Origin of the sequence: Pseudonocardia yunnanensis, from assembly GCF_039534065.1 — a bacterium.
Taxonomy (GTDB): domain Bacteria; phylum Actinomycetota; class Actinomycetes; order Mycobacteriales; family Pseudonocardiaceae; genus Pseudonocardia; species Pseudonocardia yunnanensis.
In genome coordinates this window covers 214657-230466 of record NZ_BAAAUS010000013.1, presented here as the reverse complement: position 1 = coordinate 230466, position 15810 = coordinate 214657, and the positions used below count along the sequence as shown (strand labels likewise).

General features: G+C 72.4%; 14 protein-coding genes. 8 read left to right on the top strand and 6 right to left on the bottom strand.

The genetic code is table 11. The annotated features are described in order from the left end of the window. Positions 1-57: 57 nt before the first annotated feature. The 3 genes from ABD743_RS14865 to nagA are packed head-to-tail and all read left to right on the top strand — an operon-like array spanning position 58 to position 3241. On the top strand, positions 58-987 hold the full coding sequence (locus ABD743_RS14865; RefSeq protein ID WP_344722631.1) for an N-acetylglucosamine kinase: 930 nt from the start codon (positions 58-60) through the stop codon (positions 985-987). After that, entirely contained in the window at positions 984-2057 is a 1074-nt protein-coding gene (locus ABD743_RS14860; protein WP_344722630.1) for an SIS domain-containing protein, read from the top strand. The genes ABD743_RS14865 and ABD743_RS14860 overlap by 4 nt, the downstream gene beginning before the upstream one ends. Beyond that, positions 2054-3241 (top strand): N-acetylglucosamine-6-phosphate deacetylase, encoded by a 1188-nt coding sequence (gene nagA / locus ABD743_RS14855; protein ID WP_344722629.1) that lies wholly within the window; start codon positions 2054-2056, stop codon positions 3239-3241. Before ABD743_RS14860 ends, nagA begins: the two co-directional genes overlap by 4 nt. Positions 3242-3285: 44 nt before the next feature. Here nagA and ABD743_RS14850 read toward each other — a convergent pair whose 3' ends face one another. Together ABD743_RS14850 and ABD743_RS14845 are read right to left on the bottom strand one after the other, a co-directional pair. Then, positions 3286-5232, bottom strand: coding sequence for a vWA domain-containing protein (locus ABD743_RS14850; RefSeq protein ID WP_344722628.1), 1947 nt, complete (start codon positions 5230-5232; stop codon positions 3286-3288). Further along, positions 5225-6613: an ATP-binding protein gene (locus tag ABD743_RS14845; protein ID WP_344722627.1), complete on the bottom strand. Its 1389-nt coding sequence runs from the start codon at positions 6611-6613 to the stop codon at positions 5225-5227. The genes ABD743_RS14850 and ABD743_RS14845 overlap by 8 nt, the downstream gene beginning before the upstream one ends. Before the next feature lie 128 nt (positions 6614-6741). On the opposite strand from ABD743_RS14845, the gene ABD743_RS14840 reads away from it, so the two are divergent. Beyond that, positions 6742-7725 (top strand): zinc-binding dehydrogenase, encoded by a 984-nt coding sequence (locus tag ABD743_RS14840; RefSeq protein WP_344722626.1) that lies wholly within the window; start codon positions 6742-6744, stop codon positions 7723-7725. A gap of 187 nt (positions 7726-7912) precedes the next feature. On the opposite strand, the gene ABD743_RS14835 is transcribed toward ABD743_RS14840, so the two are convergent. Next, entirely contained in the window at positions 7913-8647 is a 735-nt protein-coding gene (locus tag ABD743_RS14835) for a GAF and ANTAR domain-containing protein (protein ID WP_344722625.1), read from the bottom strand. A gap of 378 nt (positions 8648-9025) precedes the next feature. Between ABD743_RS14835 and ABD743_RS14830 the strand changes: the two genes are divergently transcribed. The 3 genes from ABD743_RS14830 to ABD743_RS14820 all read left to right on the top strand — a co-directional run bounded on the left by ABD743_RS14830 (position 9026) and on the right by ABD743_RS14820 (position 11918). After that, on the top strand, positions 9026-9778 hold the full coding sequence (locus ABD743_RS14830) for an ANTAR domain-containing protein (protein WP_344722624.1): 753 nt from the start codon (positions 9026-9028) through the stop codon (positions 9776-9778). A gap of 105 nt (positions 9779-9883) precedes the next feature. Continuing rightward, entirely contained in the window at positions 9884-10972 is a 1089-nt protein-coding gene (locus ABD743_RS14825; protein ID WP_344722623.1) for a fatty acid desaturase family protein, read from the top strand. 46 nt (positions 10973-11018) lie between these two features. Beyond that, entirely contained in the window at positions 11019-11918 is a 900-nt protein-coding gene (locus ABD743_RS14820) for a hypothetical protein (RefSeq protein ID WP_344722622.1), read from the top strand. 20 nt (positions 11919-11938) lie between these two features. On the opposite strand, the gene ABD743_RS14815 is transcribed toward ABD743_RS14820, so the two are convergent. Further along, a complete protein-coding gene (locus tag ABD743_RS14815) occupies positions 11939-12844 on the bottom strand; it encodes a M56 family metallopeptidase (RefSeq protein WP_344722621.1) in 906 nt (301 codons plus the stop codon). Positions 12845-12859: 15 nt separating this feature from the next. After that, complete coding sequence (locus ABD743_RS14810) at positions 12860-13201, bottom strand: BlaI/MecI/CopY family transcriptional regulator (protein WP_344722620.1); 342 nt, start codon at positions 13199-13201, stop codon at positions 12860-12862. 154 nt (positions 13202-13355) lie between these two features. On the opposite strand from ABD743_RS14810, the gene ABD743_RS14805 reads away from it, so the two are divergent. After that, positions 13356-14861, top strand: a complete 1506-nt coding sequence (locus ABD743_RS14805) for an MFS transporter (protein WP_344722619.1) — start codon at positions 13356-13358, stop codon at positions 14859-14861. Positions 14862-14960: 99 nt separating this feature from the next. Here the strand turns inward: ABD743_RS14805 and ABD743_RS14800 are convergent, their stop codons facing one another. Next, positions 14961-15797 carry an LLM class F420-dependent oxidoreductase gene (locus ABD743_RS14800; RefSeq protein WP_344722618.1) on the bottom strand — a complete coding sequence of 279 codons (837 nt, stop codon included), beginning with the start codon at positions 15795-15797 and terminating at the stop codon, positions 14961-14963. Positions 15798-15810 lie beyond the last annotated feature (13 nt).

Genomic DNA, 15810 nt, shown 5'->3' with positions numbered 1-15810 from the left:
GGCGGCGTCTGCCAGTCTGAGTCAAGTCGTCTAGACCAAACATCTAGCCGGGTAGGAGTGCAGTTGCGTACCGTCATCGGCATCGACATCGGTGGCTCCAAGACCCACGGCGTCCGCTCCGTGGACGGAGTGCCGGTGGGCGAGGCGGTCGCCGGGAGCGCGAACATCGCGGCTGTCGGCGTCGCCGAGGCGGGGCGCCAACTCGACGCGCTGCTCGCCCGCCTCGATCCGGCGGGCGTCGACGCCGTGTGCGCGGGAGCGGCCGGCGCCGACGGGGCCGACTCGATCGGAGCCCTGGAACGCCTTCTGGCCGAACGGGTGCCGGGCGCGAGCGTGCTGGTCGTACACGACGCACGGCTCGTCCTCGCCGCCGCAGGGCTCGACGCAGGGGTCGCCCTGATCTCCGGAACCGGATCGGTGGCCTGGGGATCATGCGCCGACGGCACCGAGGCCCGCGCCGGGGGCTGGGGCCACCTCCTCGGCGACGAGGGCAGCGGCTACCGCATCGCGCTCGACGCCGTACGGCACGCCCTCGACCGGATGGACGCCGGGGCGCCGGTCGACGCGCTCACCACCGCGCTGCTCGAGCGCTGCGGTATCGCGGCGCGCGAACAGCTCATCGACCACGTCTACGCCACGCAGGACCGGCGGTACTGGGCAGGTCATGCCGGCACCGTCGTCGAGCTGTCCGGTGCCGGTGACGCCGCCGCCGTCGCGATCCTCGACGAGGCCGCCGACGCGCTCGCCGCGCTGGCCGGGCGGGTGCTCGACCGGCTCGGGAACCCAGGGCCGGTCGTGCTCGGTGGCGGCGTCCTCGTGCACCAGCCGCTGTTGCAGGAGGCGGTCCGCAACCGGCTCTCGCACGCCGAGGTCCGGGTGCTCACCGAGGCGCCGGTGGCCGGTGCCGTGCGGCTCGCGGCCACGCTCGGCGCGACAGGTTCCGAGCAGCCGCGGATCGTCGCGGGTGCCGGGGAGGCGCGGGCATGACGGCCGTGGCGGCGAACCGTCCCGGCCGCCTCATGGCGGCGGAGATCGCCGAACAGCCCGCGGTCTGGCGCAGGTTGCTGGCCGACGGGCCCGGCGCCGGGCTGGACGCAGCGGCAGCGGAGATCCGCCGCCGCGCGCCGCGCACCGTGCTGTTCGTGGCTCGCGGCACCAGCGACCACGCCGCGCTCTACGCCAAGTACCTCGTCGAGATCGGCCTCGGCCTCCCCGCCGGGCTCGTCTCCCCCTCGACGATGACGGCGTACGGCGCCCGGCCCGACCTGCGCGACGTGCTGATGATCGGGGTCAGCCAGTCCGGTGGCTCGCCGGACCTCGTCCGGTCGCTGGAGGTCGCCCGTGCGCAGGGCGCGCTGACGGCCGCGGTCACCAACGACGCCACCTCCGCCCTCGCCCGCATCGCCCACGTCCACGTCGACGTGCTGGCCGGCGCGGAACGGTCGGTGGCCGCCACGAAGTCCTACACGGCCCAGCTGCTCGCGCTGTACCTGCTGCTGGACCGGGTGCGGCAGGTCGGCGAGGCCGGGCAGGGAGGTGAGCTCGCCGCTGTGCTGCCCGACCTGGCCGACGGTGTGCTGGCCCGCGACAGCGAGATCGCCGCGATCGCCCAGCGCTACCGGTTCGCCCAGCGGATGATCACCACCGCCCGTGGTTACTCCTACGCCACCGCGAGGGAGGCCGCGTTGAAACTGATGGAGACGGCCTACGTCTCCGCACAGGCGTTCTCGGGCGCCGACCTGTTGCACGGGCCGCTCGCGCTCGTCGACCCCCAGGTGCCGGTGCTCGCCGTGATGGCCGAGGGCGTCGGTGGCGCCGCGATGGAGCAGGTGCTGCCCCGCCTGGCCGAGCGCCGAGCCGACGTGTGCTGTGTGGGGCACCCGGCGGCCGTGGCGCAGGCCGCGGCCGGGTTCGCGCTGCCGGCCGGTGTGCCCGAGGCACTGTCCCCGCTGCTGGAGATCATCCCGTTCCAGCTGCTCGCCCTGCACATGGCGGTCGCCCGCGGCGGCGACCCGGATGCTCCCCGCGGTCTGAGCAAGATCACGGAGACGCTGTGAGCGCACGTGCCACGAGGACGGGTACCGCGGCGACGCTCCTGGCCGCCGACACGGTCGTCACCCCCACAGCTGTCGGACCGGGATGGGTCGAGCTCGCCGGCAGCAGGATCGCCGCCACTGGCACGGGCGCCCCACCCCGTCGCGCCGACGTGGACCTCGGCGACGCCGTGCTGGTCCCGGGCTTCGTCGACATGCACGTCCACGGCGGAGCAGGCGCGGCCTTCCCCGACGGCGACCCCGAGCAGGCCTTGCAGGCGGTGCGGTTCCACCGGGCGCACGGGAGCACCACGATGATGGCGAGCCTCGTCGCGGCTTCACCTCCGCAACTGCTGCGCGCGGTGGAGGCACTCGCCGATCTCGTCACGGACGGCGAGCTCGCCGGCGTGCACCTGGAAGGACCGTGGCTGGCCGCCGCCCGCTGCGGCGCCCACGATCCGAGGCAGCTACGCGACCCCGACCCGAAGGAGCTGGACCGGCTCCTGCGCGCCGGTGACGGCGCTGTGCGCATGGTGACGCTCGCACCCGAACGGGCGGGCGGGCTGAACGCGGTCCGGCGGATCGCCGACGCCGGCGTCATCGCCGCACTGGGACACACCGACGCCAGCTACGCGCTCACGCGCTCAGCGGTCGCCGCGGGTGCGCGCGTGGGAACGCACCTGTTCAACGCGATGGCGCCGGTGCACCACCGCGAGCCGGGGCCTGCGGTCGCCCTCCTCGAGGACGCCAGGGTGACCGTCGAGCTGGTGACGGACGGACTGCACGTCCACCCGGCCCTGTGGGAGCACGTCCTGCGGAGCACGGACGGACACCGGGTGGCGGCGGTGACGGACGCGATGGCGGCCGCGGGGATGCCCGACGGCGAGTACCACCTCGGGACGTTGCGGGTGGCGGTGACCGACCGGGTGGCGCGGGTGGCGGAAACCGGCACCATCGCCGGTAGCACGGCCACCACCGAGGCGCTGTTCGCCAACATCGTGCGGCACGCGGCGTTGCCCCGCGACGAGGCACTCTCGCGGGCCGTCACGATGACGGCGGAGACGCCGGCGCGGGCGCTCGGGCTGACCGAGGTCGGAGCGATCGAGCCCGGCCGCCGGGCGGATCTCGTCGTGCTCGACCCCGATCTGCGCGTGCGGGACGTCTACCGCGCCGGGATCCGGCTCAGCTCCCTGCCACTCGCCGGGTGACCGAACCCGGAGCTCACCGGTGGATCGGTGAGCTCCGGGTTCGGTCAGCGACGGGTGCGCAGGTAGTCCGACACCACCTCGGCACCCAGACCGTCCAGCGTCGGTGCGACCACCCGCCCGCCGCAGCGGCGGGCCACGTCGTCGATGAACGCCGCCAGCCGCGGGTCGTCACCGAGCATGAAGAACGTGAACGACGCCTGCAGCCCGGTGAGCCGGTCGACCTCGGCCACGGTGGCCCGCAGCGTCTCCCGGCTCGGTGGCCAGTGGAACACCGCTTCACCGTCGGGTTCGAGGTGCGCCGTGGGCTCGCCGTCGGTCACGACGAGGACGACGGGCTGCGCGTCGGGGTTGCGGCGCAGGTGCTGCCCGGCGAGCAGCAGCGCGTGGTGCAGGTTGGTGCCCTGCTCCCACACACCCTCCAGCCCGACGAGCTCCCCCAGCTCCACCGACCGGGCGTGCCGGCCGAAGGTGATCAGCTTGAGGTCGTCGCCACGGAAGCGCGTGGAGATCAGCTGGTGCAGCGCGAGCGCCGTGCGCTTCATCGGCACCCACCGCCCGTCCTGCACCATCGACCACGACGTGTCGACGCACAGCGCCACCGCCGCGCGGGAACGCTGCTCGGTCTCGACGATCTCCACGTCGGTGACGTCGAGCACCCGTGAGTCCCCGGCCGCCTGACGCAGTTGCGCGTTGAGGAGCGTCCTCGGCACGTTCCACGCCTCGGTGTCGCCGAACGCCCAGGGCCGCGTGGCCCCGGTGGCCTCGGCCGACGCACCGGACCGGCGCGTCTCCCGCTCCCCACGCCGAGCGCCGATCTTGTCCACCACGTCGCGCAGGGCCGCCTCACCGAGACGCCGGAGCGCCTTCGGCGACAGCTGCAGCGACCCGTCCGGTGCCCGCTCGAACAGGCCCTGGCGCTCCAGCTCGCGCTGGAGGTCGGCCAGCGCGCGGGCGTCGACCCGTGCCTGGTCGCCCAGGTGCTCGCCGAGGGCGTCGAGGTCGATGTCCTCCATCCGCGCGCCCGGGTAGCTCTGCGAGAGCTGCTCGGCCAGCGCATCGAGCTGCCCGAGCTGTTCCATCGCGCGGGTCGCCTCGCCCATGCCGAGCGGGTTGTCGCCCCGGAACCGGCCCTGCCCGTCCCAGTCCTCGCCCGGTCGCATGCCCTGCAGCTGCGCGTCGAGCTGGGCCAGCGCCTGCGCGAGCCGCGGGTCGCCGAAGGCCTGCTGCGACAGCTCCATCAGCTCGGCCCGCTGCTCGGGGGTCATCGAGTTCAGCATCCGCTGGGCCGCCGCCGCCCGCTGCGCGAGCAGGTCGACGAGCTCCTCGGTGTTGCGCGGGTTCTCCGGGAAGAACTCGCCGTGCTTCTGCATGAACTCCTGGAACTGCTGGCCGGTGTCCTGACCGGCCGCGTGGTTCGCGAGCAGGTTGTTGAGGTCGTCGAGCATCTCCCGGATGCGCTCGACGTCCTGCGGGGTGGCGTTCTCCATCGCCTGCTTCATGCCCGCAAAGCGCTGGTCGAGCATCTCGCGGCCGAGCAGGTCGCGGATCTCCTCGTAGGCCTCACGGGCGTCGCTGGACTGCCAGTCGTAGGAGTCGAGCTCACGCACGGCACCGCCGGTGTCGGACGGCAGGGCGTCGAGCTGCATCTCGCGGAACCGGGCGTCGTCGGTGTCCTGGCGACCGAGCGTGTCGCGCTCGGCGTCGAGGGCTCGCTGGAGCAGCTCGCGGACCTCCTGCAGCGTGCCGTCGAGCCGGTTCTCCCGCTGCAGCCGGCTGCGCCGCTGCCAGACCTCGCGGGTGAGCTCGTCGAGCCCACGCCGGTTCTGCATGCCGCGGCGCAGCAGCTCCTGGAGAGCTGAACGCGGCGAGGCCCCCTCCATGACGTCGCGACCGATCTCGTCCATCGCGGCCCGGAGGTCGACCGGCGGGGCGAGCGGGTCGGGCCCGTCGGTGTAGGGCCCGTAGGCGTAGCGGCGGTCGCGTCTAGCCATAGCTCACCGTGTCACCGTCGTCGGACTCGTCCTTGGCCAGGCGCCGCGTGAGGAACAGCAGCTCGAGGGCCAGTTCGGCGGCACTCGCCATCGGGCCGGGGTTCTCGGTGCCGCCTGCGTCGAGCCGCTTGGCCACCTCGGTGAGGACCTCGACCGCGGGTAGAGCAGCCACCACCTCGTGGGCAGCGACGCGCTCCCCCGTGCGTACGGGCGAGCCGGAGACGGCCTCGGCGAGCGGGTTGAGGTCGATGCCGCGCAGGCGGGCCCGAGCGGTGTCGGCGGTGGCCCGGCGCAACAGGTGCTCCAGGTGCTCGGACTCGCGCCCCTCCTCGCCGGAGGCGAACTCGAGCTTGCCCCGCAGCACGGCGGGCACCGACTCCAGGTCGACGGGACGCGCCACGGCGCGCTCCTCGCCGGTGATCGCGGCCCGGCGCAGGGCGGCCGCGGCGACCGTCTCGGCGGCGGCGACGGCGAACCGCGCCGACACACCCGAGCCCTGGTCGACCGCGCTCGACTCGCGCAGCGACCGCGTGAACCGGGCGACGATCTCGATCAGGTGCCGAGGTACCTCGGCCGTGAGCTCGGCCTCCTGCCCGACCAGCGCGATCTCGTCGGCGAGCTCCAGCGGGTAGTGGGTACGGACCTCGGCCCCGAAGCGGTCCTTGAGCGGTGTGATGATCCGCCCGCGGTTGGTGTAGTCCTCGGGGTTGGCCGACGCGACGAGCAGCACGTCCAGTGGCAGCCGCAGCGTGTAGCCGCGCACCTGGATGTCGCGCTCCTCCATCACGTTGAGCAGCGACACCTGGATGCGCTCGGCGAGGTCGGGCAGCTCGTTGATCGCCACGATCCCGCGGTGAGCGCGGGGAACGAGGCCGTAGTGGATGGTCTCGGGGTCGCCCAGCGAGCGGCCCTCGGCGACCTTGACGGGGTCGACGTCGCCGATGAGGTCGGCGACGGCCGTGTCGGGGGTGGCGAGCTTCTCGGTGTAGCGCTCGTCGCGGTGTCGCCACGCGACGGGCAGGTCGTCGCCCAGCTCGGCGGCGCGGCGACGGGACGCGGGGGTGATGGGGTCGTAGGGGTGCTCGCCGAGCTCGGAGCCCTCGATGACGGGGGTCCACTCGTCGAGCAGGTTGACGATGGAACGCAGCAGCCGAGTCTTGCCCTGGCCGCGCTCGCCCAGCAGCACGACGTCGTGCCCGGCGATCAGTGCGCGCTCGAGCTGCGGGAGAACGGTCGACTCGAAGCCGACGATGCCGGGCCACGGGTCGCGCCCGTCCCGGAGCGCGAGGAGGAGGTTCTGGCGGATCTCGTCCTTGACACCACGAAGCTCGTGGCCGGACGCCCGGAGAGCACCGAGGGTGCGGGGAAGATCATGGGACACGTAATCAACGTTACGCCGCGATCCACACCCTTCGCGCGTGGGCACGAGTCCCCAAGCCCGATCTTGACCTCAAGTCGAGTTCATTTCTTACGGTCATCGCCGCAGGTCACTGGGTGTGAGGGAGAATCATGAAGGCGATCCGGCAGTACGAGTTCGGACCGGCGATCAACCTACGGTTCGAGGAGGTCCCCGATCCCGTACCCGGTGAGGGTCACGTGCTCGTCCGGGTCGCCGCGGCCGGCGTCCACCTGCTCGACACGTTCATCCGGGCAGGCATGACGGGCGGCCCCTTCCCGCCGCCGCCGCTGCCGATGACCCCGGGCCGTGAGGTGTCGGGCGTCGTCACCGACGTGGGGCCCGGCGTGGAGCCCAGCTGGGTGGGACGCCAGGTGGTGGCCCACCTGGGGATGGCCAGTGGCGGTTATGCCGAGCTGGCACTGGCCCCGGCCGCGGCGCTGCACCCGCTGCCCGACGGACTGGCCCCGCAGGCGGCGGTCGCGATGATCGGCACCGGACGCACGGCGCTGGGCATCCTCGACGCCGCCGAGATCGTCGCCGAGGACGTCGTGCTGGTTCCCGCGGCCGCGGGCGGGATGGGGACCCTGTTCATCCAGGCCGCGCGGGTCGCGGGCGCCACTGTGGCGGGACTGGCCGGAGGGCCGGACAAGGTGGCACGGGTCCGGGCGCTGGGGGCCGACGTCGCCGTCGACTACAGGGCGGTGGGCTGGCGCGATGAGCTCCTCGCCGCACTCGGCGGGCGCAAGCCGACGCTGCTGCTGGACGGCGTCGGCGGCGAGGTGGGCCGGGCGGGACTGGAGATGCTCGACGTCGGAGGCCGGATCGTCATGTTCGGCTGGTCGGCCGGCGAGCCCACGCAGTTCACCAGCGCCGACGTCGTGGCGGGGAGCCTGTCGACCGTGTGGGTCACCGGGCCGCGCATGCTGCGCCGCTACGGCGGACTCCGGCCGCTCGAGACCCGCGCCCTGGCCGAGGCCGCAGCGGGCCGGCTGGTGCCGGTGGTGCATCCGGCGTTCCCACTCGCCGACGCGGCACAGGCTCACACCGCGTTGGAGGAACGGGGCACCACGGGCAAGGTCGTCCTCGCCCCGTGATCATCATGTGATCACGGTCCGACCGGTATCCACGGTCACGCCGACAACACGGTCCGTGGCCGGATTCGAGAACTGAACCACCTACTGCAGAACCGTCGGGTGAGCGCATTCCGCGGCATCACTTCTCGTTGCTGTCGAGCGCGTCCGCAGGAGTGTCGGATCGCGCGCTTCACCCGCCCGATCGGATTCAGTCGAATGAGGACGGATCGGGGGTGAACCGCAGCCTCCGGCACACGATGTCGTGGGCCACATCGGTGAGCAGCCGTTGCTCGCTGAACGCATAGGCGCGCATTCTCGCGAGCGCCTCCGTGGCGCTGATCCCGAGCTGTGCCAGGACCATGCCGGTGGCCTGGTGGACCTCGGCCCGGTTCCCGATCGCGAGGTCGAGCCACGGGCCGTCCCCCGGGCCGGTGTGGGATCCGAGCATCATCGACGTCGCCGCGCTCGCGGCGCGCAGCGCGTCCCTGCGCTGGTCGGGCGGCAGCGACCCCGGCGTCCGGCGGTAGAGGTGGAGCACCCCGAGGTTCACCGGACCCCACTGGAGGGGCAGCGCGAAGAGGGCCCTGGCGGGGGTGCGTTCGACGACCGCCGCAGCGAAGACCGGCCATCGGCATGCCTCGGCGGTGTCGCAGATGTCCGGGACGAGCACCGGACGACCGGACGCCGCGGCCTCCGTGCAGGCCCCCTCTCCGAGGCTGAACTCGAGGTCGTCGAGCAGGGTGGCGGTGCCGTCGCTGGCCCACAGCATCTCGCGCGCGACGCTCGCCGGCCGCAGCATGACCGCCGCCCCGTCGACGTCCTGACCGGTCAGGCACGCCCGGCAGACCCGCTCGGCGAGGTCGCGGTCGTCGCGGACGGTTCCGGCGCCCGCCAGTACCGCTCGGGTCGCGGGGCCGACCTGACCGCCGGCCGGGCCGCTCATCCGCTGCACGAGACGCCACTCGATGGGCTTGCCACCGTGTTCCCTTTCGGACCGACCGCGCTTGTGGACCAGCACGGTACGTCACTCGCCTCACGGATAGATGACCCGGGTGGGCCCGAACGCCGCATACGGGCTGGTCCAGGCAGCGGAGCGCAGCGGGGCGGTGGCTGCGTATCTCGATCTCGGAATCGATAGTATTTGCCTCAAGATTCGGCGCTCGAGCCGATCTCGGGTACCTTCCTCGATCCGTATACCAACGGACCTTGTAATGTTTTCGAAAGGTCCGGCGAGGAAGTAGTGTCAGCCGTTCTGATGATGATCCGGACATGCCGGACAGTGGTTGGTCCGAGAGCGTTCTTGGGCAAGGAGAAACAGGCGATGAGTGAAACGATCAGTGGCCGCGAGGGTCTCTTGAGCAAGGCCTTCGTCGGGCTCGCGGACGCCCTCATCGACGACTACGACATCGTCGACCTCCTGAACCAGTTGGTCGGCGACTGCGGCACGCTGTTCGCCGCCGACGCCGTGGGCATCCTCCTGGCCGACTCTCAGGGCTTTCTGCAGGTCGTGGCCTCGTCGGACGAGGACGTGAGCCAGATGGAGCTGCTGCAGCTCCAGGCCGACGACGGCCCCTGCGTCGAGTGCGTACGCACGGCGAGCCCAGTGGCCGTCCCCGACCTCGCCGAGGTGGACGACCGCTGGCCCGCGCTCACCGAGGCGATGCGGACGCGTCGGCTCTACAGGGCGGTGTACGCGGTCCCGCTGCGGCTGCGTGGCACGGCGATCGGCGCCATGAACCTCTTCCGCCGGGAGCCGGGTTCGCTTCCCGACGACGACCTGGCGCTGGCCCAGGCGCTCGCCGACGTGGCCACGGTGGCGATCCTCCAGGAACGTGCCGTCCGACGCGGGGAGGTGCTGATCGAGCAGCTCCAGACGGCCCTGAACAGCCGCGTGATCATCGAGCAGGCCAAGGGCGTACTCGCCCAGCACGGCGGGCTGACCATGAGCGCGGCGTTCGAGCGCCTGCGCAGCCACTCCCGCAACCGCAACCAGCGCATCAGCGAGGTAGCCCGGCGGATCGTCGAGGGCGACCTCGAGCTCAGCGCGCTCGACGCGCCCCGCACCGCCGGGTAGCGGAGCGGTCTGCGGTCCGCACCAGGACCGCACGGGGGAACACCCCACCGGCACTCGGGGGCGCACCGGCTCATCAGCAGGCCCGCGCCAGCGCAGGCTCGCCGCATGACCATCGACACGGCCCTGCCCGACGACACCGCGCTGCCCGACGCCACCGACCTGTTCGACGGACCGCCGCGATCCGGGAGCGACTACGCGCAGCTGTCGCGCCGGATCGCCGCCGCCGGTCTGCTGGATCGCCGGCCCGGCTACTACGTCATCCGCTTCCTTCTCGTGGGTGCGCTGATCGCCGGGACGATCAGCACGTTCGTCCTGCTCGGGGACTCGCCGTGGCAGTTGCTCGTCGCCGCGGCCGCCGCCGTCGTGTACGGACAGGTCGCGCTGCTCGCCCACGACGTGGCGCACCGGCAGGTCTTCCGGACCAGAAGGCCCGCCGTGATCACCGGCAGGGTGCTCGGCAATCTCGGCATCGGGATGTCCTACGGCTGGTGGATGGACAAGCACACACGCCACCACGCGAACCCCAACCACGAGGGACTTGACCCCGATGTGGAGGCGGGAGCGCTGGTCTGGACCGGTGAGCAGGCCTCGGCGGCCCGCGGCCTCACCCGGTTCGTGAACCGCCATCAGGCGTTGCTGTTCTTCCCGCTGCTCACCCTGGCCGGTATCGACCTGCGCAGGAGCAGCGTGCGGGGGCTGCTGGGCGAGCGTGGCGCGATGGTGCGCGGCCGCAGGCTGGAGCTCTGCCTGCTCGCGGCGCACGCCGTCGGGTACCTGACGGCGCTGTTCCTCGTGCTGCCCCCGGTTCTCGCGATCGGCTTCTTCGTGGTGCATCAGGCCCTGTTCGGCGTGTATCTCGGTTCGATCTTCGCGCCCAACCACAAGGGGATGGCGATGCCCGAGGAGCGCCTGGACTTCCTGCGCAAGCAGGTGATCACCTCTCGGAACGTGCGGGGTGGCTCCCGCACCGACGGCCTGCTGCACGTGGCGATGGGCGGGCTCAACCACCAGATCGAGCACCATCTGTTCCCGAGCATGCCGACGCCGAACGTGCGCCGTGCACGCCCGATCGTCCGGAGCTTCTGCGCCGAGATCGGGGTGCCCTACCACGAGACGAGCTTGGTGCGGTCCTGGGCGGAGGCGCTGGGACAGCTGCGCCGCGCCAGCGCGCCGTTGCGTGCAGAGCGCGGGTGACCGGAACGTTCACGACACGCGCCGCGCGGAACGAGAGGCTCGTCCCATGACCGTGCATCCGACGATCGACCTCGCCGCCGCGCGCGACTTCATGGCAACCCACGCCCGCCCGCTCGACCGCCACAGACTCCGGCTGCTGCTCGGTGAGGGCGGCCCGCAGGCCGCCCTGGCCGCGCTGGAGGCCTACAGCAACGCCGACGGCGGGTACGGCTGGGGACTGGAACCGGACCTGCGGTCGTGTACCAGCCAGCCCGGGGCGGCACTGCACGCCTTCGAGGTGTTCGCGGAGATCGGGCCGACGACCTCGCCGCGCGCCTCCGCGCTGTGCGACTGGCTGGAGTCGGTCTCGCTCGCCGACGGTGGTCTCCCGTTCGCCCTTCCGGTGCGCGACCCGGCGGGGACGGCGGCGTGGTGGGCCCACGCCGACCCGCGGACGTCGTCGCTGCAGATCACCGCGATCGTCACCGCCGTCGCGCTGCAGGTGGCCCGGCACGACCCGGCCGTCGCCGCGCATCCGTGGCTCGCGGGGGCGACGCGGTACTGCCTCGGCGCCATCCGGACGATGACCGACGCCCCGCACGCACTCGTGCTGGCCTTCGCGTTGCGGTTCCTGGATGCCCTGCACGACAAGGACCCCGCTGCAGCCGCTGTCATCGCGAAGCTGGGCGTCCATGTGCCGGCGAGCGGTGTCATCCCTGTCGAGGGTGGCACCGAGAACGAGGTGATCCGCCCGCTGGACATCGCCCCGGTGCCGGGACGCCCGGTGCGGGCCCTCTTCGCGCCCGAGGTCGTCACCGCGGATCTGCATCGGCTCGCCGCTGCCCAGCAGGACGACGGTGGCTGGCGTGTGGAGTACGCACAGTTCTCGCCCGCAGGCGCTCTCGACTGGCGCGGTCACGCCACGGTGGGGGCGGTGACGGTCCTGTGGGCGAACGGGCCGGCCTGAGCCGCTCCGGGGCGGGCTGGTCAGGGGAAGAACAGCAGGGCGGTGGGTAACGCCACCAGCGCAGCCGCAACGAGCCGGACGAGCACCCGGACCGCGGGCGGCAGGGGCTGTGGCGGGGCCGTGATCCGGCCCAGCCGATCGTCGAGCCCGTCGGTGAAGGAGCTCAGAGCGGCCGCCGGTGCGGCACCGCCCATCGTCCGCAGCGCCCCCGTCAGCTCGTGCGGGGTGACCTGGCTCGCTGCCACGTCGTCGGCACGCATCTCGATCAGTGTGGCCACGGCCAGCTGCGCGCAGACCATCCCGCGGATGAACGGCGCCGTGGCCCCCCAGGCGACGAAGGGGAGCACCACCAGATCGTGGCGCTCCCGCAGGTGGGCCTGCTCATGAGCGAGCACAGCCTGCACGGCTGGTGGGTCCAGGACATCGAGGACACCGGCGGAGAGCACCAGCCGCGACCGCAGGCCCGGCAGGCAGTACGCAACCGGAATCGGATGGTCGAGCACGTGGGCGCCGGGCACGGCAGGCCACGGCGTGCCCAACAGGTCGAGCAGGTCACGGTGGCGACGGCGGGCCCGCACGGTCCGCACCGCGACCGCCGCCAGCACCCACAGCAGCCGCAGCGCCAGCGCCAGCGCCGCCAGCAATGCGATGAAATGGACGAGCGTGAGCGCCCGGGGAACCTCGCCGACCGCCAGTGCGTCGAGGGCCCCGGACGCGGCGACCGGCAGCGACGGCCCGAGCGGCGAGAGGCCGTACACCACTCCGGAGCCGAGCAGCGCCAGTCCGCCGGCGAGCCCGACCGCCTGCCAGACGAGCAGGGCGCCGACGGGGTCGCGAGCGGGCCAGTGGGCGGCTGCGAGCGCCCTGCTGGCCGGCTCGGCGAGGAGTACGCCGAGCACGAGCAGACCGAGCGCGGTAAGCGTCATCGGTAGCAGATTGGTTCAGTCGAGCAGCTTGCGCAAAGCGGCACGCTCGTCTGCGGCGATCGTGCCGAGGAAACGGGCCAGCACAGCCCCCCGGTCCGGCGCCGCATCCAGCGCGTCACGCATGAGCTCGGCCACGTGATCCTCACGGCTCGCCACCGACCGGTAGCGGTGAGCCCGGCCCTCCCGTTCCCGGGTGACGAGGCCCTTGCGCTCCAACCGCCCGAGCACCGTGAGCACCGTGGTGGTGGCCAGATCGCGGCTGGCCAGCGCCTCCTGCACATCGCGCGCGGTGACAGGTCCGGTGGCCGACCACAGGGTCTCCATCACGGCCCGTTCCAGTTCCCCCAGCGTCGGCACTCATCCATTCTACTTCAGGTAGAAGGCTTCCGGGGACCTCCATCTGGGGATCTCCACAACGATTCTTTACCCCGGGGCAACAGAAGTCGACGATCACGAGACAGCCGGTGGCCGACCTCACTCGCCTCCAGGTGCCGGAGGCATAGTTGGGGCCATGGCTGACGCGGGCGGCATCCGTATGGGCTCGGCGCGGGGGCGATGGGTGCTCCTCACGACAGTGCTCGGATCGAGCCTCGCGATGATCGACAGCACCGTGGTGAACGTGGCGCTGGCACACATCGGCGCCGAGTTCGACGCCGGGTTCGTCGCGCTGCAGTGGACCGTCAACGCGTACACGCTCACCCTCGCCTCCCTGATCCTGCTCGGCGGCTCGCTCGGTGACCACTTCGGGCGTCGCCGCATCTTCGTCATCGGCGTCGTGTGGTTCGCGGTGGCGTCGCTGCTGTGCGGTCTCTCCCCGAACGTCGAGACGCTCATCGCGGCCAGGGCACTGCAGGGCATCGGCGGTGCGCTCCTCACGCCCGGCAGCCTGGCGCTGATCTCGGCGTCGTTCCACGGACCGGACCGGGCCGCCGCCGTCGGCGCCTGGTCGGGCCTCAGCGGGATCGCCGGCGCCATCGGGCCCTTTCTCGGGGGCTGGCTCGTGGAGTGGAACTGGCGGGCGGTGTTCCTCATCAACCTCCCGCTGGCCGTGCTCGTCGTCGTGGTGGCGCTGCAGCACGTACCGGAGAGCCGCGACACCGAGTCCGTCCCCGGCCTGGACATCTCCGGCACGGCGCTCGCCGTGCTGGGCCTCGCCGGGCTGACCTACTCGCTCACCGGGCTCAGCGAACGCGGGGCGACACCGGACCTGATCGTCGGCCTGGTCGTCGGGATCGCGGCGCTGGTCGCGTTCGTGCTGGTGGAGCGGCGTTCGCACCACCCGTTGGTGCCACCCGAGCTGTTCCGCAACCGGACGTTCAGCGCCACCAACGCAGTGACGCTGCTGATCTACGCCGCCAACGGCGTGGTGTTCCTGCTGCTGGTGCTGCAACTGCAGACCGTCGCCGGCTTCAGCCCGCTCGCCGCCGGCACGTCCCTGCTTCCCGTCACGGTGATCATGCTGGCGTTCTCCGCGCGCGCCGGAGCCCTCGCCGGACGGATCGGGCCGCGGTTGCCGCTGACGATCGGTCCGCTGATCAGCGCGGCGGGCTTGCTGCTCATGCTGCGGATCGGTGCCGACGCGACGTGGCTGGCCGACGTCCTGCCCGCCGTGGTCGTCTTCGGCGCGGGTCTGGCGCTGACCGTCGCGCCGCTCACCGCCACCGTGCTCGACAGTGCCCCGGACCGCTACGCAGGCTCGGCGTCGGGCGTGAACAACGCGGTCGCCCGGGCGGCGGGGCTGCTGGCGGTGGCCGTGATCCCCGGTGTCGCCGGCATCAGGGGTGACGACTACGCCGACCCTGCTTCCCTCGAGGCCGGGTTCAGGACCTCGATGGTGATCGGGGCGGCCCTGCTGGTGGGGGCATCGCTGCTGGCGTTCGCGGTGGTCCGGCGCCCGCTGCGGGCGGCGGAGGCCGATCAGGTAGATGCCCCGCACCGGATGCCGATCGAGGACTACCCGCACTGTGGTCTCGTCGCCCCGCAGGTCTACCCCCAGGCAGAGCAGGTGCGCGACTGAGCCGGTCAGGCGCGGTCGCGAACCCGCCCGCACACGGGATACACGAGGGCCGCCGCGCACCGGGGCGCGGCGGCCTCGTGAGGTGTCAGCTCATGCGGCTCAGCGGAGCTTCAGCGCCTCCGCGAGCTCACGCAGGGCGGGCAGCGGGTCGTCTCCGTTCGGCAGAACCTGGGCGCACACGTGGTCGGCGCCGGCGTCGAGGTGCTCGGTGAGGCGGGCAGCCACGGCGTCGGCGTCACCGTGGGCGACGAGAGCGTCGATCAGCTGGTCGCTCCCGCCGTCGGCCACGTCCTCGTCGCTCCACCCCAGTCGCTTGAGGTTGGACACGTAGTTGCGCAGGCCGAGGTAAGGCTTCTCGACGACAGGACGCCCGATGGCCCGGGCGCGCTCCGGGTCGGTGTCGAGCACCACCTTGTGCTCGGGCGCGAGCAGCGTGCCCTCTCCGAGGATCTTCCGCGCCTCGCGGGTGTGCTCCGGGGTGGTCAGGTACGGGTGGGCACCTGCCGTCCGCTCGGCGGACAGTGCGAGCACCTTCGGCCCCAGTGCGGCGAGCGCGCGCCCCTCCACCGGCACCTTCGCGGCGTCGAGGCGGTCGAGGTAGTCGACGATCATGTCGTAGGGCTTGCGATATTCCTTGATCGCCTCGGGGTGCCCGATGCCCACTCCGAGCAGGAAGCGGCCGGGGTACGCCGCCTCGATCCGGTGGTAGGACGCCGCCGCCTCCTCGGCGGCGGTCGTCCACATGTTGACGATGCCGGTGGCCACGGCGATGTGCTGCGTTGCGGCGAGCATCGACTCCGCGAGGGCGAGGTCCCCGGGAGGCGAGCCGCCGATCCAGATGGCGCCGTAACCCAGCGCCTCCACCTCCGCCGCAAGCTCCGGGCTGAGCCCAGCCGCGCCCCGCCATACTCCGTACCGCCCGAGTTCTACCGTCATGTCCGCGCCAACC

Excerpts from the sequence above, each read along its gene's own strand:
- ABD743_RS14830 (WP_344722624.1), top strand. The coding sequence starts at position 9,026 with ATGAGTGAAACGATCAGTGGCCGCGAGGGTCTCTTGAGCAAGGCCTTC.
- ABD743_RS14820 (WP_344722622.1), top strand. The coding sequence starts at position 11,019 with ATGACCGTGCATCCGACGATCGACCTCGCCGCCGCGCGCGACTTCATG.
- ABD743_RS14835 (WP_344722625.1), bottom strand. The coding sequence starts at position 8,647 with ATGAGCGGCCCGGCCGGCGGTCAGGTCGGCCCCGCGACCCGAGCGGTA.
- ABD743_RS14825 (WP_344722623.1), top strand. The coding sequence starts at position 9,884 with ATGACCATCGACACGGCCCTGCCCGACGACACCGCGCTGCCCGACGCC.
- ABD743_RS14850 (WP_344722628.1), bottom strand. The coding sequence starts at position 5,232 with ATGGCTAGACGCGACCGCCGCTACGCCTACGGGCCCTACACCGACGGG.
- ABD743_RS14800 (WP_344722618.1), bottom strand. The coding sequence starts at position 15,797 with ATGACGGTAGAACTCGGGCGGTACGGAGTATGGCGGGGCGCGGCTGGG.
- ABD743_RS14840 (WP_344722626.1), top strand. The coding sequence starts at position 6,742 with ATGAAGGCGATCCGGCAGTACGAGTTCGGACCGGCGATCAACCTACGG.
- ABD743_RS14805 (WP_344722619.1), top strand. The coding sequence starts at position 13,356 with ATGGCTGACGCGGGCGGCATCCGTATGGGCTCGGCGCGGGGGCGATGG.
- ABD743_RS14860 (WP_344722630.1), top strand. The coding sequence starts at position 984 with ATGACGGCCGTGGCGGCGAACCGTCCCGGCCGCCTCATGGCGGCGGAG.
- ABD743_RS14815 (WP_344722621.1), bottom strand. The coding sequence starts at position 12,844 with ATGACGCTTACCGCGCTCGGTCTGCTCGTGCTCGGCGTACTCCTCGCC.